We start from the raw sequence: 14,549 nt of genomic DNA on the forward strand, positions 1-14,549 counted from the left end.
GAAGGGGTGTCTGATGGCACAGGCCATGAAAATCGCGATTGTTGATGATGAGCAGGATATGCGTCAGTCGATCAGCCAGTGGTTGGCGCTTTCGGGGTATGACACAGAAACCTTTGCCAGTGCCGAAGACGCGCTGAAGGAACTGGGTGCAGATTATCCCGGTATCGTCATTTCCGACATCAAGATGCCAGGCATGGATGGCATGCAGTTCCTGAAAAAGCTGATGGGCAGCGACAGCGGCCTGCCAGTGATCATGATTACCGGCCACGGCGATGTGCCCATGGCGGTAGAGGCAATGCGGGTCGGCGCGTTTGATTTTCTGGAGAAACCGTTCAACCCGGATCGCATGTCGGAACTGGCCAAGCGGGCCACCGGGGCGCGGCGTCTGACCCTGGACAACCGCGCCTTGCGCCGGGAATTATCGGATGGCGGCCAAATTATGAAAAAACTCATCGGCATGAGCCCGGTGATGGAGCGCCTGCGCGAAGATCTGCTGGATCTGGGGCAGGCGGATGGCCATGTGCTGATTGACGGCGAAACCGGCACCGGCAAAACCCTGGTGGCCCATGCGCTGCATGCGGTTGGCAGCCGCGCGGGCAAGAAATTTGTCCTGATCTCCTGCGCCGCCCTTGAGGAAGAAGCTCTGTCCAAACGGCTGTTTGGTCCGATGCAGCCCGAAGACAGCCTGCTGCCCGCCTTGGAAGAGGCACGGGGCGGCACCCTGGTGCTGGAAGGGATCGAAGCGCTGAGTGAGACATTGCAGGCCAAGCTGCTGAGCGCGATCAATGAGCAGGGCACGCCCGGAGAGACGCGGATCATTGCGATTTCCAACCTGCAGGAGGCGGGGAAGACCTGCGAAGACGCGCTGCGCTCGGATCTGTTTTACCGTCTGGCCGCTCTGCGCATCACGGTGCCGCCGCTGCGCCAGCGCGGCGAAGACATCCTGACGCTGTTTACCCGGCTCTGCGATCAATTCGCCGATGAATATGGCTGCGATGCACCGCAGGTATCGGCCCAGGAGGCCGCCCAGCTGTTGCAGGCCCCCTGGCCGGGCAATGTGCGTCAACTGATCAATGTGGCGGAACGTGCGGTGCTGCAGGCGCGGCGGGGCTCTGGCACCATTGCGTCTTTGTTGATGTCTGATCACGAAGAGATGCAGCCGGTGATGACCACCGAGGGCAAGCCGCTGAAGGAATATGTCGAAGCCTTTGAACGCATGTTGATTGACAATACCATGCGGCGCCACAAGGGCTCGATCGCCAGCGTGATGGAGGAACTCTGCCTGCCGCGCCGGACCCTGAACGAGAAGATGGCCAAATACGCGCTGCAACGCTCTGACTACTTGGGGTGATACGAACTGGCAGATCTTGCCTGCAGGTGCGACTCGCTTGTGGGTAAGATCTCTTTTTTGCTTAGCCCCAGGGATTTGTCCTGGGGGTAAAGCAGGGGATATCTGACAATTTGGCGCAGCGAAGCGGGCAGGATATCGCTGTCCGGCTGGCGTTCCTTCATTGAAATTTCATCAATTTGCCTTTTAAGCCTGTTGTTTACCATGCCGACGCGTCTTGTTGACGAATGCCCATTGTCATTTCCCAAGCGCTGGTCTTATGGTGATAAGATGGAATAGCGCCCTCAAAGGGGGCTCCATGTGATTGAGATTCGCTGTCTCTCCTTTTGTCCGGCATGATCAGACATCGGCACGCGCCGACCATGACATGAGCCGAGAAAGGCAAGACAGACCGATTGGCTCCGACGTAGTGCGGAGCAGCTAAGCGCCTCTTTGACCAATCGAAGAGGGATAACAAGGCAGGCAACGGGATACCCGACCTGTCGGAGAAGTAACGCGATGACGCGCGCGCGAGCGAAGAGCATGCAGGCAAGAGGACCGGACGCAAGTTCCTGGGCCGCCACCTGCTGTGTGCCGTCCCAAATCGCCCTGACAAGACACCCCCCAATACAGACATGGCCCCCCGGATCGGGAGGGCTTGCCTCTGCGCAGGGCCGGTGCATCAAGGAAACATGGCAAAGAAGATGCTTATCGATGCCACCCACGCGGAAGAAACCCGCGTCGTGGTGGTCGACGGAAACAAGGTCGAGGAGTTCGACTTTGAATCTGAAAACAAACGCCAGCTAGCTGGCAATATTTACCTGGCCAAGGTCACGCGGGTTGAACCCTCGCTGCAGGCGGCTTTTGTGGAATATGGCGGCAATCGCCACGGGTTTCTGGCCTTTTCGGAAATTCACCCCGATTACTATCAGATCCCGATTGCTGATCGCGAAGCCCTGATGGAAGAGGAGCGCGCCTATGCAGAAGCCCTGCGTGCGCGTGACGAGGAAGACGAAGCGAAGCCGTCGAGATCGCGCTCGCGTGGTCGCAAGTCCGGGCGCTCCAAGGCGGCCAAGGTCACGTCCGGCGACGCGGTAGAGACCAAAGAGGTTGCGCCCGCCGACAGCGAAGCCAATGCCGAAACGCCAGCACAAACGCCTGTGGCCGACACTTCGGCGGCGGAAATCGCTGGTATGGAAACCATTGATCTGGTGGACGACAGCGACCGCGAAGCGACCAAGCTGGCCGAGGTCCCCGAGGGGTCTTCGCCGATGGAACGCGTGGCGGAAGCCCCAGTTGCTGAACCCGAGGTCGAGGCTGCCGAAAACGGCGCGGAAGCTGCGGATACCGCTGACAAGGAACAGCTTGCTGATACAACCTCTGACGAGGGCACTGACGGCGGCGATGACGCCGATGAGATTGACAGCCGTGCCGATGCCGCCACCAAGGATGAAAGCATTGAATCGGTCGCGGATGAGGATGACAGCGAAGACATTCGCCCAGCTCGCAAGCCACGGCCCCGGCGCTACAAGATTCAGGAAGTCATCAAGGTCCGTCAGGTTCTTCTGGTGCAGGTTGTCAAGGAAGAGCGTGGCAACAAGGGCGCTGCGCTGACCACCTATCTGTCGCTGGCCGGTCGCTACTGCGTCTTGATGCCCAATACTGCCCGTGGCGGCGGCATCAGCCGCAAGATCACCAATGCCGTTGACCGTAAGAAGCTGAAAGAAATCGCAACTGAAATGGACGTGCCCAGTGGCGCGGGCCTGATCGTGCGTACCGCCGGGGCGAAGCGCACCAAGGCAGAGATCAAGCGCGATTACGAATATCTGCAACGGCTTTGGGAACAGATCCGCGAGCTGACGCTGAAAAGCGTCGCACCCGCCAAGATCTATGAAGAAGGCGACCTGATCAAACGCTCGATCCGCGACCTTTATAACCGCGAGATCGACGAGGTTCTGGTGGAAGGCGAACGCGGCTACCGCATCGCCAAGGACTTCATGAAGATGATCATGCCGTCCCATGCCAAGAACGTGAAAAACTACCAGGAAACCCTGCCGCTCTTTGCGCGCTTTCAGGTCGAAAGCTATCTGGCAGGGATGTTCAACCCGACCGTTCAGCTGAAATCTGGCGGTTATATCGTGATTGGTGTCACCGAGGCTCTGGTTGCGATCGACGTGAACTCGGGTCGGGCGACAAAGCAGTCCTCTATCGAGGAAACCGCGCTCAACACCAATCTGGAGGCCGCCGAAGAGGTGGCCCGTCAGCTGCGTCTGCGTGACCTCGCCGGTCTGATCGTCATTGATTTCATCGATATGGACGAGCGCAAGAATAACACTGCGGTTGAAAACCGGATGAAGGACAAGTTGAAGACAGATCGCGCCCGCATTCAGGTGGGCCGGATTTCTGGCTTTGGCTTGATGGAAATGTCGCGTCAGCGTTTGCGTCCCGGCATGATCGAGGCCACGACCCAGCCCTGTTCACATTGCCACGGCACAGGCTTGATCCGGTCTGACGACAGCATGGCGCTGTCGATTCTGCGCCAGATCGAGGAAGAGGGCACCCGCCGACGCTCGCGTGAGGTTCTGGTGCGCTGTCCTATCGATATCGCAAACTATCTGATGAACCAGAAGCGCGAGCATATCGCCCAGATCGAAGCGCGGTATGGTCTGTCGGTGCGCATCGAAGGCGATGCCTCTTTGGTCAGCCCGGATTTCACGCTCGAAAAATTCAAGACTGCCACCCGCGTGGTGTCGGTATCGGCGGCGCCGGTTGTTTCTGCGGATACATCGCTCATGGCTGAGGTTGACGCGGACGAGGTCGACGAGGACGAACTGCCGGAAGAAAGCGCCAGCGCGGCAGCTGAGACTCGCGAAGCCCCCGAGGCTGCGGCAGAGGCCAATGGCGATGATAAGCCCAAACGCAAGCGCCGTCGTCGGCGTCGGCGCAAGTCCGGAAACGGCGGGGAAGAGGGCGGCGAAAACACGTCTGACTATGGTGCCTCTGCTGATGGCGTGGATAAATCCGAAAGCGATACGACATCCGACAGTGCGGACAAGTCTGACAGCGTTGAAGAGGAGGACGCCGAGGGCAAGAAGCCCAAGCGCCGCACCCGCACCCGTGGTGGCCGCAGCCGCAGCAAGAAGAGCGAAGAGACCGCCGCTGTGCCTGCCGAAGCTGAAGCCAGCCATGAGGAAACCGCTGTGGCACAAGACGCCGCGACGGTAGAGGTCACAGAGGCTCAGACCGCAGAACCTGTGAACGAATCCAGGCCCGCGGAGGCAGAGACCGCTGTTGCGCAGGACGCCCCTGCCGAGGTGGTCGCAGCCACATCTGAACCTGCGCAGGCCGCCCCCCCAGCGGAGGTTGCGGTTGCTGAAACGGTTGTTGCTGATGCTGCGCCAGTGGCCCCGGCTGAAGTTTCAGCGAAGCCAGAGTCTGCAGAGGTATCGCCTGCGGAGCCTGAACCCGCAGCAGCAAAGCCTGAACCGGTAGCAGCAGAGCCTGAACCGGTAGCGGCGGAGCCTGAGCCGGTAGCGGCAGAGCCTGAGCCGGTAGCGGCAGAGCCTGAACCGGTAGCAGCAAAGCCTGAGCCGGTAGCGGCAGAGCCTGAACCGGTAGCAGCAGAGCCTGAGCCGACAAGTCCGCCCAAGCCCAAGCGGCGCGGCTGGTGGTCCATCGGATAATGCAGAGAGGCGGGCCGCAGTGCCCGCCTTTTTCTTGTTTGATCATTAGGCGGTAGGGGGCTGTCTTCATCTCTTTTCCGTATCCCCTATTCCTGCAGGAGAGTGCCCGCAGGTGTCGCCACCCCGGCGATGGCGGCCACCTCACAAACCTGAGGTTTCAACCCTATGCAAAAACAGACGTCTTTGCCCGCCTCGGTGGAGTTGCCAGAAATCCTGGACTGCGAAAGGCTGGTCTGGGAGGCCTTGATCCGCGGTGATCCGGCCGCAGATACGGCGGCACTTCACCCTGATTTCCTGGGCGTCTACCCAAGCGGCTTTGCCAATCGTCAGGATCATGTGGCGCAGCTTGATGCGGGGCCATCGGTGGCCAGCTATCAGTTGAGCGACGCCCGGCTTCTGAATCTTGGCCCCGGCTGCCAGTGCCTGTCTTACCGCGCGCGGTTCACCCGTCCGGATTGCGAACACGCGGAGGATATGTATGTCTCTTCCATCTGGCAGTGGCAGGGCGAAGGCTGGATCAACATCTTTAGCCAAGACACGCCTCTGGCCAGCGGCTGAGCCTCTCTTTTGCGCGAACAGAAATCACATTGATGTGCAGGCAGGCACAGCGAGCTTGCCCTTGCGGATCAGACCTTACGGATCAAATAGATCTGGTGTCCGTCACCGGCGCTCTGACCCAGAAATTCATGCCCGGATTCCGCGCAGAAATGCGGCATATCAATCAGCGCGGCAGGATCGTCTGCGAGCACCTCAAGAATATCGCCTTTCGCCAGCGATTTAAGCCGTTTGCGTGCCTTAAGCACGGGCAGGGGGCACAGCAGCCCAAGGGCATCGAGGGTGGCGTCGCTTTTGATCATAGGCATCAGATAATCTGCCAATCACGGCCTGTCCACAGGGATGTGACCATTGTGCCCCGTGACCTTTGCCCGTGGCTGGTCTAAGGGTGCGCAAGGTCAGTTTCCGGGGAATGACATGTTTGGAATAGAGATCATCGACGCAGGCCTGTTGCCTGCCATGTTTGTTGCGCTGCTAGGGGGGCTTATCAGCTTTCTGTCGCCCTGTGTGCTGCCGATCGTACCGCCCTATCTGGCTTATATGAGCGGCGTTTCCATTGGCGAAATGCAGGGCACTGCCGCTGCGCGCCGCAAGGTGGTCCTATCGGCCCTGTTCTTTGTCATGGGGCTGTCGACCGTATTCTTGCTGCTGGGCTTCACCGCCTCGTTGTTTGGCGCCTTTGTGCTGCAGAATCAGGAACTCTTTGCCAAGGCCTCTGGCGTGGTGGTGATTATCTTTGGCCTGCATTTTCTGTCGGTGTTTCGCATTCCTATCCTGGACCGCGAAGCAAGGGTGGAGACCGGCCAGGCCGGCGGGTCGGTGCTGGGCGCCTATGTCCTTGGGCTGGCCTTTGCCTTTGGCTGGACCCCTTGTATCGGGCCGCAACTGGGCGCGATCTTGTCTCTCGCCGCCTCTGAGGCCTCGGTCAGCCGGGGCACCGTGTTGCTTGGGGTCTATGCCATTGGTCTTGGGGTGCCGTTCCTCTTGGCGGCGATTTTCCTCAACCGGTCCATGGTGCTTATGACCAAGATGAAACGCCATATGGGGCTGATTGAAAAGCTGATGGGGGCGCTGCTGCTGCTGGTGGGCTTCATGCTGGTGACGGGGCTGTTTTCGACCTTTTCCTGGTGGCTGCTGGAGGCCTTTCCTTTCCTGGCGACACTGGGCTAACAGCCTGAATTGGGGGCGCCCCTGCAAAAGGGGGGCGTTTCCGCGGCGCGCGCCTTACTCTGGCCGAAAATCCGGTCTAGGCTTGCACCGCAAGGGTAAGAGGCCGGGACATGGAGCGCAGCGCAGCATTTTCAACATCGCAAGAGATGCAGGCCGATGGCGCCGCAGCGCAGGCGGCACCGGTCCGAATGCGCCGGGTGTTTTACATTCCGGGCTATGATCCCATTCACCCGCGTCGTTACCGCGAATTGTACCGCAAGGAAGCGGCCGCTCAGGCAAAGATCAGTGGCTATGACATCGCGATTGCGCGGCAACAGCCCAAGACCCCAGACCAAGACGCAGCGCAACATGGCACCGCCGTGCAGGGCCGCCCCTATGGCTGGCAGGTTTCGGCCTGCATTGATGGGCAGCACACAAAGACAGATTTCAGCGTGCTGGTCTGGTCCGATATTGTGCGCGAGAGCATGGAGACCTCTATCGCGGCGACCTATGTGCAACTGCTGCGTACCGCCTGGATTTATATCACCTCGGGGACGCTGCGCCGCCTGATGTGGCTGCGCAAAGGGCCGGTGATTGCAGCGCTTTACCCTGTAGGGATGTTGCTGCTGCAGGCGCTGCTGGCATTGATCCTGTTTGGCGCGGTGTCGGCGGTCTGCAGGGCCCTGATGACGCAGATTGTGCCGCAGCTGTGGTGGCTGGTGCCGCTGCCAGGCTGGGGGCTTGGCCTTTGGGCTTCGGTGGCGCTGCTCAGATGGTTCAAGGTCCAGGATGGCAGGTTCTTCGCCTATTATCTGATGCATGATTACGCCTATTCGGCTGCTGCGCATGGGGCCAACCCGCCAGCGCTGGAGGCGCGTATCGCCGTCTTTAAGCAGGAAATACAAAGGGCACTGGCCGAGGGCACGATGGATGAGCTGCTGGTGGTGGGCCATTCATCCGGGGCCCATGTGGGGATTTCGGTGCTGGCCGATGTCCTGCGCGAAGGCCTGCCTGCGGATGCGCCTGAAATCGGGTTTCTGACCCTTGGGCAGGTGGTGCCTATGGTATCCTTTCTACCGCGTGCAGAACGGTTGCGCGCGGATCTGCGCTACCTTTCGCAGCGGGCGGAAATCGCTTGGATTGATGTCTCGGCACCGGGGGATGGTTGCGCCTTCGCTCTCTGTGATCCGGTTGCGGTAAGCGGTGTCGCCCCGCCGGAAAAACGCTGGCCGCTGGTGATTTCTGCGGCTTTTACCCAGACGCTCAGCCCTGCACGGTGGGCGGCGCTGCGGTGGCGGTTTTTTCGGCTGCATTTCCAGTATCTTTGCGCCTTTGATCAGCCAGGCGACTATGATTATTTCTGCGTCACGGCGGGGGCGCAGACCCTGCGGGCACGCTATGCAGGGCGGCGCGCTTCGATGTCGCGCATTGATGTGGCGGCCTCCAAATTCACCTCGGTGAAGTTAGAATGACAGATACTAAGGCGCAGTCGTCGCACCGGTCGGCCCCGCAGCGCATCGTAAGGCCAGAGCCGCCAAAACCTCCGGCGCGCCCCAGCAAGGTTTCTTTCTGGCGGTATCTGCGGCTGTTTCGCGAAGACATCCTGTCGGCGCAGCCGGCCAAGCTTTATCGGGCCTGGATGGCGGAATTTCGCGCCCCGAGTTTTCGCTCTTTCCTGATCAATCAGCCCGATCTGATCAAACGGGTGCTGAAGGACGAGGCTGATAACTTTCCCAAATCGGATCGCATCGCCGAAGGGCTGAAGCCGCTGCTGGGGGATTCGGTGTTCCTGACCAATGGCGATACCTGGAAGCGGCAGCGCCGCATCATTGATCCGGCCTTTGAAGGTGGTCGCCTGAAAGAGACCTATCCGGCGATGCGCGCGGCGGCAGAGGCTGCGGTGCAGCGGCTGCATCAGCAGCTAGGGCAGGGCGATGAGGTCGAAGTCGAAGAAGTCACCAGCCATGTGGCCGCGGATGTTATCTTTCGCACCCTGTTTTCCATTCCGATTGAAAATACCGTGGCAAGTGAGGTCTTTGGCCGATTTCGCGCCTATCAGCGCAGCCAGCCGCTGCTGAACCTTGCGGCCTTTGTGCCGCTGCCAAAATGGATGCCGCGCTTCTTTCGCCCCGACACCCGTGCCAGTGCCGATAAGATCCGTGCCCTGATCACTGAACTGACGCAGCAGCGCATGGCGGCAATTGCGCGGGGGGATGCGCCGCAGGATCTTGCGACCAAGATCATGACCACCAGCGACCCCAAAACCGCAGAACGCTTTGACACCGCTGAAATGGTCGATCAGGTTGCGATCTTTTTCCTTGCAGGGCACGAGACCAGCGCCTCGGCCCTGGCCTGGACGCTCTACCTGATGGCGCTCTATCCTGACTGGCAAGAGAAATTGGCGCAAGAGGCCGCCGTTCTTGAGGATCCGGGCTTTGCCGCCGTATCGAAACTGCGCCTGTCGCGGGACGTGTTCCGCGAGGCGCTGCGGCTGTATCCGCCAGTGCCGATGATGGTGCGCGAGGCCATCTGCCCGGTCACTTTTCGCAATCGCAGCGTCCCAAAGGGCGCGCAGATTGTCCTAAGCCCCTGGCATCTGCATCGTCATACCCGACTTTGGGACAACCCGGATGGTTTTGATCCGACCCGGTGGCACAGTGAAAATGGCAAGAAATGCCAGCGTGAGGCCTATATTCCGTTTTCAAGCGGCGCGCGGGTCTGTCCGGGGGCGGGCTTTGCCATGGTCGAAGGCCCGCTGATCCTGTCGATGATCCTGCGTGATTTCAAGCTTAGCTGCAGTGCCGAAAAGGCGCCAGTGCCGGTGGCACATCTTACGGTACGCTCCAGAAATGGGATCTGGCTGCAGATCACCCCGCGCCACGGCGCTGATCAGTCTTGATCTGATAGCTGCGCCTGCAGATCACCTAGCACAAACAGGCGAATGGCCGAGGCCAAGCCGCAATCGGCACCGCGCTTTTCGTCGATCTCGGCAGCCAGTTCGTTGATCGGGCGCTTGGTTCTGTCGGCAATCTGGCGAAAGGCCAGCCAAAACGGATCTTCCAGCGAGACAGAGGTGCGATGACCGCGCAGGGTCAACGAATGCTTGCGCGGGCGGCTGTTCATTCTTCGCCCTTGTGGCCGTCAAGATCGCGGCTGGCCTTTTGGCTGCGGGCTTTTTCAAGCTCTTTTTCAGATTTACTGCGGCCAAATTTGACAGCATTCCGGTCAGCGCGGGCCTTGTCCTTGGCCCGCGCCTGTGTCTTTCGAAACCGGTTCAGATTGACCGGCTTACCCATCAGTCCTTGGGACCGATCATCTGCTCGGGGCGCACAACCGCATCAAACGTCGCCTCATCCACAAAGCCAAGTGCGATGGCCTCTTCTTTTAGGGTGGTGCCATTCTTATGCGCTGTCTTGGCGACCTTGGTGGCATTGTCATAGCCGATGGTTGGCGCCAGGGCGGTCACCAGCATCAGGCTTTCCTTCATCAGCTTTTCAATGCGTGGCTCATTGGCCTGAATGCCGTTGAGCATCCGTTCGGTAAAGCTGTCGGTGGCATCACCCAAGAGCTGGATCGACTGCAACAGGTTGTAGGACATCATCGGGTTATAGACGTTCAGCTCAAAATGGCCCTGGCTGCCGGCAAATTTGATCGCGGCGTCATTGCCCATGACATGGGCAGCCACCTGCGTCAGCGCCTCGGCCTGGGTTGGGTTCACCTTGCCGGGCATGATCGAAGAGCCAGGCTCATTCTCGGGCAGGATCAGCTCTCCCAGGCCAGAGCGGGGGCCGGAGCCGAGGAAGCGGATGTCGCTGGCGATCTTGTAGCAGCTGCCCGCGATGGTCGCGAGGGCACCCGACAGGAACACCATGGCATCATGGGCTGCCAGGGCCTCAAACTTGTTGGGGGCGGTGACAAAGGGCAGATCGGTGATTTCGGCCATATTGGCCGCAACGGTCTCGCTCCAGCCTTTCTGGGTGTTCAACCCGGTACCAACGGCGGTGCCGCCCTGTGCCAGTTCATAGATGCCGGGCATGGCCAGCTCTACGCGGGCAATACCCTGACGGATCTGGTGGGCATAGCCGCCGAATTCCTGGCCCAGTGTCAGCGGTGTGGCATCCTGGGTATGGGTGCGGCCGATCTTGATGATGTCCTTGAACTCTTCGGATTTGGCTTCCAGACCCTTGGCGAGTTTCTCCAGACCGGGCAGCAGCACGTCCCGCACCGACATGGCGGTGGCAATATGCATGGCCGTGGGGAAGGTGTCGTTTGAGGATTGCCCCATGTTGCAGTGGTCATTGGGGTGGACGGGGTCCTTGGATCCGATGACGCCGCCCAGCATTTCGATGGCGCGGTTGGCGATCACCTCGTTGGAGTTCATGTTGGACTGGGTGCCAGAGCCGGTTTGCCAGACCACCAGCGGGAAGTTATCGTCAAACTTGCCTTCGATGACTTCGCCGGCGGCAGCAATGACCGCATCGGCGATGCGTGGCTCCATCTTGCCAGAGGCCTTGTTGGCCATGGCACAGGCCTGCTTGATCACCCCCAGCGCCCGCACGATGGCGGTGGGCTGCTTTTCCCAGCCGATGGGGAAATTCATGATAGAGCGTTGGGTCTGAGCACCCCAATATTTGTCTGTAGGGACTTCTAGTGGGCCAAAGCTGTCGGTTTCGGTACGGGTATCGGACATCTTGTCTCTCTCTCAGTCTATATGCAGTCTAAACTTGGTCTGGTATGCGGTTGCATGCCATTTATCCTCTGCATCGGCGCGACGCAATTGGCCAGTTGCGCGCATCATAGCCAATCATCGGCAGGGGAACAGAAAAAATGCGCCCAGTTTTGCCGGTGCGGCGTCTTGTCTGTTTGCGGTCATTGCCAGATCGCCGCAGATCTATACACTGGTGGCACATAGCTGCGTATGTTTGAAACAGGGGGCCGATGTGAGAAATACCATTGTATCCAACCCTCCGATGCATGCCGGATCAGGGCTGCTGTCCGAACCGGCGCGCGCTGTGACTGGCCCCCTGGGGCGGTTTCTGGCCTGGATTGTCGCTATTGTCCTGCTGCTGGCAGCGCCGCTCTCAGCGCATGAGATCGAGGACTTTTTTGGCCGCTACGGCGGCAAGGCGACGTTTGAAACCGCAGCGGGTGAAGAGATTGAGCGCGACATCAGCGTTGAAATCGCAGAATCTGGCAAGGGCTTTTCTGTTCGGTGGACAACCGCCAGCGAACAGGAAGACGGGCGGCGCAAGGTGAAATCCTATGACGTCTCCTTTCTGCCAAGTGATCGCGCAGGGATCTTCGCCGCTGCGATGCAGCGCGACCTTTTTGGCCATTCAGAGCAGCATGACCCGATGAAGGGGCGCCCCTATGTCTGGGCCCGCCTGACAGGGGATGTACTGACGGTGTTTTCCATGTTCATCCATCCCAATGGCGACTACGAGATCCAGCAATATGATCGTAGTCTTACAGAGACTGGATTGCATCTGGTGTTCCGGTCGCATCGCAATGGGGTGGCTCTGCGTCAGATCGAGGTTGATTTGCTGCGCCAATAGGTCGCTGACCCGATGTTGGGGCGCTGCTTGACGATAGAAAGCGGCTTTCCGGAAAATATAGGCGATTCATTCCAGGCATGGTTTACTGGCACGTGGGGCATCGCCTGCGCAATTGGTCTGTATCATGGGGGCATGGTGGCTGCAGTTCGGGGGCGCAAGCCGACGTGATTGCGCCCTGTGATATCAGCCTATAGCTCGCCCCCCCCTCTCGGCCATGGGGGCTAGTTTTTGCGAAAACTGTCCAAGGATACCACTTCCCCGTCAGTTGAGGTGGGGGGCTCGTCGTCGTGATCCTCGCCGGTTTCATCCAGAGGGTCGTCATCGTCATCGTCGTGATCTTCGGCAGATTCAAAACGAAGCCCGAATTCCACCGATGGATCAACAAAGGTCGCGATCGAGTCATAGGGAATATAAAGCGGCTCTGGCGCATCGCCAAAGTTGAGGGTGATGCCGAAACCATCTTCCCCAACTTCAAGGTTGTCATACCAATGCTGCATCACCACGGTCATTTCACCGGGGTAGCGATCACGCAGCCAATCCGCCAGTTGGGCGTCTGGATGGGTGGTGTCAAAGGTGATGAAGAAGTGATGGCTGCCTGGCAAGCCTTTGTCCGCCACATCCTGCAGGACGGTGCGAATGAGGCCGCGCATGGCGGTGTGCATCAGATTTCCGTAGTCGATTTCACGCGACATGAAAGCCACCCTTATTAAATTGCTGCATCAGCATAGTGAATTCTAGCAGAAATTAAAGAGCAGCCCTACTAGTTTTGTAAATATTTTGGGGGGCCTAGCAGGCGTTTCCGGCCTGGAATTTCCTTGTCGACCCGCGGCCCCATATTGCCATCAGCCAAGCACGGCCAGACCCTGGCTGGCGGCGTGCACCAAGAGGCCGAGGCCAGCCATGATCAGCAAGAGCCAGAACAGTCGCCCCTTGAGCAAATAGGCCAGGGGTGGCGCAATCAGAACCAGAAATGCCGCCGCCGGATCCCAGCTGTGCAGGCTGGGCCAAGGCATGGCAAACGGGCCGAAGTCCAGCACTCCGACCTGCCGGAACAGCACATGCAGGGTGAACCAGATCATCAGATTGAAGATCACTCCGGTGACCACGGCGGTGATGGATTTCAACGCCGAGGCCAGCCGTGGTTGCGCGGCGAGGCGTTCCAGATGCGGCGCTGCGGCAAAAATCCACAGGAAACACGGCATGAAGGTTGCCCAAAGTGCAGTGACCCCCGTGGCGAGATAGAGCCCGACGCCGCCCTGTTTCAAACCGGCCAGCATGGCGACAAACTGGGTGACCAGGATCAGCGGTCCTGGCGTGGTCTCTGCCAGACCCAGGGCATCGATCATCTCACCGGCGCTGATCCAGTGATGTTGTTGCACTACCGCTTGGCTCATATAGGCGAGCACCGCGTAAGCGCCGCCAAAACTGACCACGGCGAGCTTGGCGAAGAACCAGCCGATCCCGGCAAGGAACTCTGCGCCTGCAAGGCTAAGCAGCACCAGCGGCAGCAGCCAAAGCGTGCCCCAAATCACCAGGCTATGCAGGCTTTGGCTGGTTGTGTTGTGGCGCGCAGCAAGCGGGGCAGAAAAGGGCGGGGCCGGGCGGCACAGCCCCCAGACTGCGGCGGTAAGGATCACCACTGGAAAAGGGAGGCCAAAGGCAAAGAGCGCGATAAAGCCCAATCCGGCCAGCCACCAATCCTGCTGCCGTTTCAGGGCCTTATGGCTCAATCTCCACAGTGCTTGCAAGACGATGACCACAACTGCGGCCTTGATGCCAAGAAAGGCGGCCTGCACACCGGGGACACTGCCAAATTGAGCGTAGAGCCAGACCAATAACGCAATGACACAGGCACCGGGCAGAACAAACAAGAGCCCGGCCAACAGCCCGCCGACCGTGCCGCGCAACCGCCAGCCCGTATAGGTACACAGCTGCATTGCTTCGGGGCCGGGCAGCAACATGCAAAAGGACAGCCCGCGCAGAAAGCTGTCTTCGTCTAGCCAGGGGCGTTCTTCGACCAGCTCTCGATGCATCACCGCGATCTGGGCGGCCGGGCCACCAAAGCTCAGCAAGCCGATCCGGCCAAAAACCCGCCACATCTCGCCCCAAGATACTGTTGTCATGCGTTTTGCCCCAGTGATCATCGCGTTCGGGTAAAGAACATCGCTGCCGCCAAGTCCAGCCCAAAGCCTGTCACGGTCTGAACCCAAGGGGGCAGGCCAAGCAAGAGCCGAGGGCACAGCCTGATTTTGCGATTTTATGGGGCGTTTTTTTGGGGGG

General features: G+C 59.6%; 13 protein-coding genes. 7 read left to right on the top strand and 6 right to left on the bottom strand.

Going from position 1 to position 14,549, the window contains the following annotated elements; translation table 11 throughout:
- The first annotated feature begins 13 nt into the window (after positions 1–13).
- The 3 genes from ACN0VH_RS00850 (at position 14) to ACN0VH_RS00860 (ending at position 5,568) form a co-directional block, all read left to right on the top strand.
- Positions 14–1,351: a sigma-54-dependent transcriptional regulator gene (locus ACN0VH_RS00850; protein WP_278922437.1), complete on the top strand. Its 1,338-nt coding sequence runs from the start codon at positions 14–16 to the stop codon at positions 1,349–1,351.
- A gap of 668 nt (positions 1,352–2,019) precedes the next feature.
- Positions 2,020–5,010, top strand: coding sequence for an Rne/Rng family ribonuclease (locus ACN0VH_RS00855; protein WP_417699150.1), 2,991 nt, complete (start codon positions 2,020–2,022; stop codon positions 5,008–5,010).
- Positions 5,011–5,175: 165 nt separating this feature from the next.
- Positions 5,176–5,568 (top strand): nuclear transport factor 2 family protein, encoded by a 393-nt coding sequence (locus tag ACN0VH_RS00860; protein ID WP_278922435.1) that lies wholly within the window; start codon positions 5,176–5,178, stop codon positions 5,566–5,568.
- Positions 5,569–5,636: 68 nt separating this feature from the next.
- Here the strand turns inward: ACN0VH_RS00860 and ACN0VH_RS00865 are convergent, their stop codons facing one another.
- Positions 5,637–5,867 (bottom strand): sulfurtransferase TusA family protein, encoded by a 231-nt coding sequence (locus ACN0VH_RS00865; RefSeq protein ID WP_278922670.1) that lies wholly within the window; start codon positions 5,865–5,867, stop codon positions 5,637–5,639.
- 115 nt (positions 5,868–5,982) lie between these two features.
- Here ACN0VH_RS00865 and ACN0VH_RS00870 point away from each other — a divergent pair, with 115 nt between their 5' ends.
- The 3 genes from ACN0VH_RS00870 (at position 5,983) to ACN0VH_RS00880 (ending at position 9,613) form a co-directional block, all read left to right on the top strand.
- Positions 5,983–6,735 carry a cytochrome c biogenesis CcdA family protein gene (locus tag ACN0VH_RS00870; protein ID WP_417699151.1) on the top strand — a complete coding sequence of 251 codons (753 nt, stop codon included), beginning with the start codon at positions 5,983–5,985 and terminating at the stop codon, positions 6,733–6,735.
- 146 nt (positions 6,736–6,881) lie between these two features.
- Positions 6,882–8,186, top strand: coding sequence for a hypothetical protein (locus ACN0VH_RS00875; RefSeq protein ID WP_417699969.1), 1,305 nt, complete (start codon positions 6,882–6,884; stop codon positions 8,184–8,186).
- Entirely contained in the window at positions 8,183–9,613 is a 1,431-nt protein-coding gene (locus ACN0VH_RS00880; RefSeq protein ID WP_417699152.1) for a cytochrome P450, read from the top strand. Before ACN0VH_RS00875 ends, ACN0VH_RS00880 begins: the two co-directional genes overlap by 4 nt.
- Here ACN0VH_RS00880 and ACN0VH_RS00885 read toward each other — a convergent pair.
- Genes ACN0VH_RS00885 through fumC form a run of 3 tightly spaced genes read right to left on the bottom strand, consistent with a single transcriptional unit; the run spans position 9,604 to position 11,404 of the window.
- The gene (locus tag ACN0VH_RS00885) at positions 9,604–9,837 is read right to left on the bottom strand and encodes a ribbon-helix-helix domain-containing protein (protein WP_278922432.1); all 234 of its coding nucleotides are present in this window, start codon (positions 9,835–9,837) and stop codon (positions 9,604–9,606) included. The genes ACN0VH_RS00880 and ACN0VH_RS00885 overlap by 10 nt on opposite strands.
- The gene (locus ACN0VH_RS00890; protein WP_278922431.1) at positions 9,834–10,010 is read right to left on the bottom strand and encodes a DUF4169 family protein; all 177 of its coding nucleotides are present in this window, start codon (positions 10,008–10,010) and stop codon (positions 9,834–9,836) included. The genes ACN0VH_RS00885 and ACN0VH_RS00890 overlap by 4 nt, the downstream gene beginning before the upstream one ends.
- Positions 10,010–11,404 carry a class II fumarate hydratase gene (fumC, locus tag ACN0VH_RS00895; RefSeq protein ID WP_278922430.1) on the bottom strand — a complete coding sequence of 465 codons (1,395 nt, stop codon included), beginning with the start codon at positions 11,402–11,404 and terminating at the stop codon, positions 10,010–10,012. Before fumC ends, ACN0VH_RS00890 begins: the two co-directional genes overlap by 1 nt.
- Before the next feature lie 250 nt (positions 11,405–11,654).
- Here fumC and ACN0VH_RS00900 point away from each other — a divergent pair, with 250 nt between their 5' ends.
- Positions 11,655–12,269, top strand: a complete 615-nt coding sequence (locus ACN0VH_RS00900) for a hypothetical protein (RefSeq protein ID WP_417699153.1) — start codon at positions 11,655–11,657, stop codon at positions 12,267–12,269.
- 221 nt (positions 12,270–12,490) lie between these two features.
- Here ACN0VH_RS00900 and ACN0VH_RS00905 read toward each other — a convergent pair whose 3' ends face one another.
- Positions 12,491–12,961, bottom strand: a complete 471-nt coding sequence (locus tag ACN0VH_RS00905; protein ID WP_278922428.1) for an SspB family protein — start codon at positions 12,959–12,961, stop codon at positions 12,491–12,493.
- Between the two features lie 150 nt (positions 12,962–13,111).
- On the bottom strand, positions 13,112–14,392 hold the full coding sequence (gene chrA, locus ACN0VH_RS00910) for a chromate efflux transporter (protein ID WP_278922427.1): 1,281 nt from the start codon (positions 14,390–14,392) through the stop codon (positions 13,112–13,114).
- Positions 14,393–14,549: the final 157 nt, after the last annotated feature.

Source organism: Pseudophaeobacter sp. (assembly GCF_048267565.1).
GTDB classification, from domain to species: Bacteria; Pseudomonadota; Alphaproteobacteria; order Rhodobacterales; family Rhodobacteraceae; genus Pseudophaeobacter; species Pseudophaeobacter profundi.

What these genes read in the sequence shown, in the direction of transcription:
- ACN0VH_RS00880 (WP_417699152.1), top strand. Translation starts at nt 8,183, where the DNA reads ATGACAGATACTAAGGCGCAGTCGTCGCACCGGTCGGCCCCGCAGCGC.
- ACN0VH_RS00885 (WP_278922432.1), bottom strand. Translation starts at nt 9,837, where the DNA reads ATGAACAGCCGCCCGCGCAAGCATTCGTTGACCCTGCGCGGTCATCGC.
- ACN0VH_RS00890 (WP_278922431.1), bottom strand. Translation starts at nt 10,010, where the DNA reads ATGGGTAAGCCGGTCAATCTGAACCGGTTTCGAAAGACACAGGCGCGG.
- chrA (WP_278922427.1), bottom strand. Translation starts at nt 14,392, where the DNA reads ATGACAACAGTATCTTGGGGCGAGATGTGGCGGGTTTTTGGCCGGATC.
- ACN0VH_RS00865 (WP_278922670.1), bottom strand. Translation starts at nt 5,867, where the DNA reads ATGATCAAAAGCGACGCCACCCTCGATGCCCTTGGGCTGCTGTGCCCC.
- ACN0VH_RS00905 (WP_278922428.1), bottom strand. Translation starts at nt 12,961, where the DNA reads ATGTCGCGTGAAATCGACTACGGAAATCTGATGCACACCGCCATGCGC.
- ACN0VH_RS00860 (WP_278922435.1), top strand. Translation starts at nt 5,176, where the DNA reads ATGCAAAAACAGACGTCTTTGCCCGCCTCGGTGGAGTTGCCAGAAATC.
- fumC (WP_278922430.1), bottom strand. Translation starts at nt 11,404, where the DNA reads ATGTCCGATACCCGTACCGAAACCGACAGCTTTGGCCCACTAGAAGTC.
- ACN0VH_RS00855 (WP_417699150.1), top strand. Translation starts at nt 2,020, where the DNA reads ATGGCAAAGAAGATGCTTATCGATGCCACCCACGCGGAAGAAACCCGC.
- ACN0VH_RS00870 (WP_417699151.1), top strand. Translation starts at nt 5,983, where the DNA reads ATGTTTGGAATAGAGATCATCGACGCAGGCCTGTTGCCTGCCATGTTT.
- ACN0VH_RS00875 (WP_417699969.1), top strand. Translation starts at nt 6,882, where the DNA reads ATGCAGGCCGATGGCGCCGCAGCGCAGGCGGCACCGGTCCGAATGCGC.
- ACN0VH_RS00850 (WP_278922437.1), top strand. Translation starts at nt 14, where the DNA reads ATGGCACAGGCCATGAAAATCGCGATTGTTGATGATGAGCAGGATATG.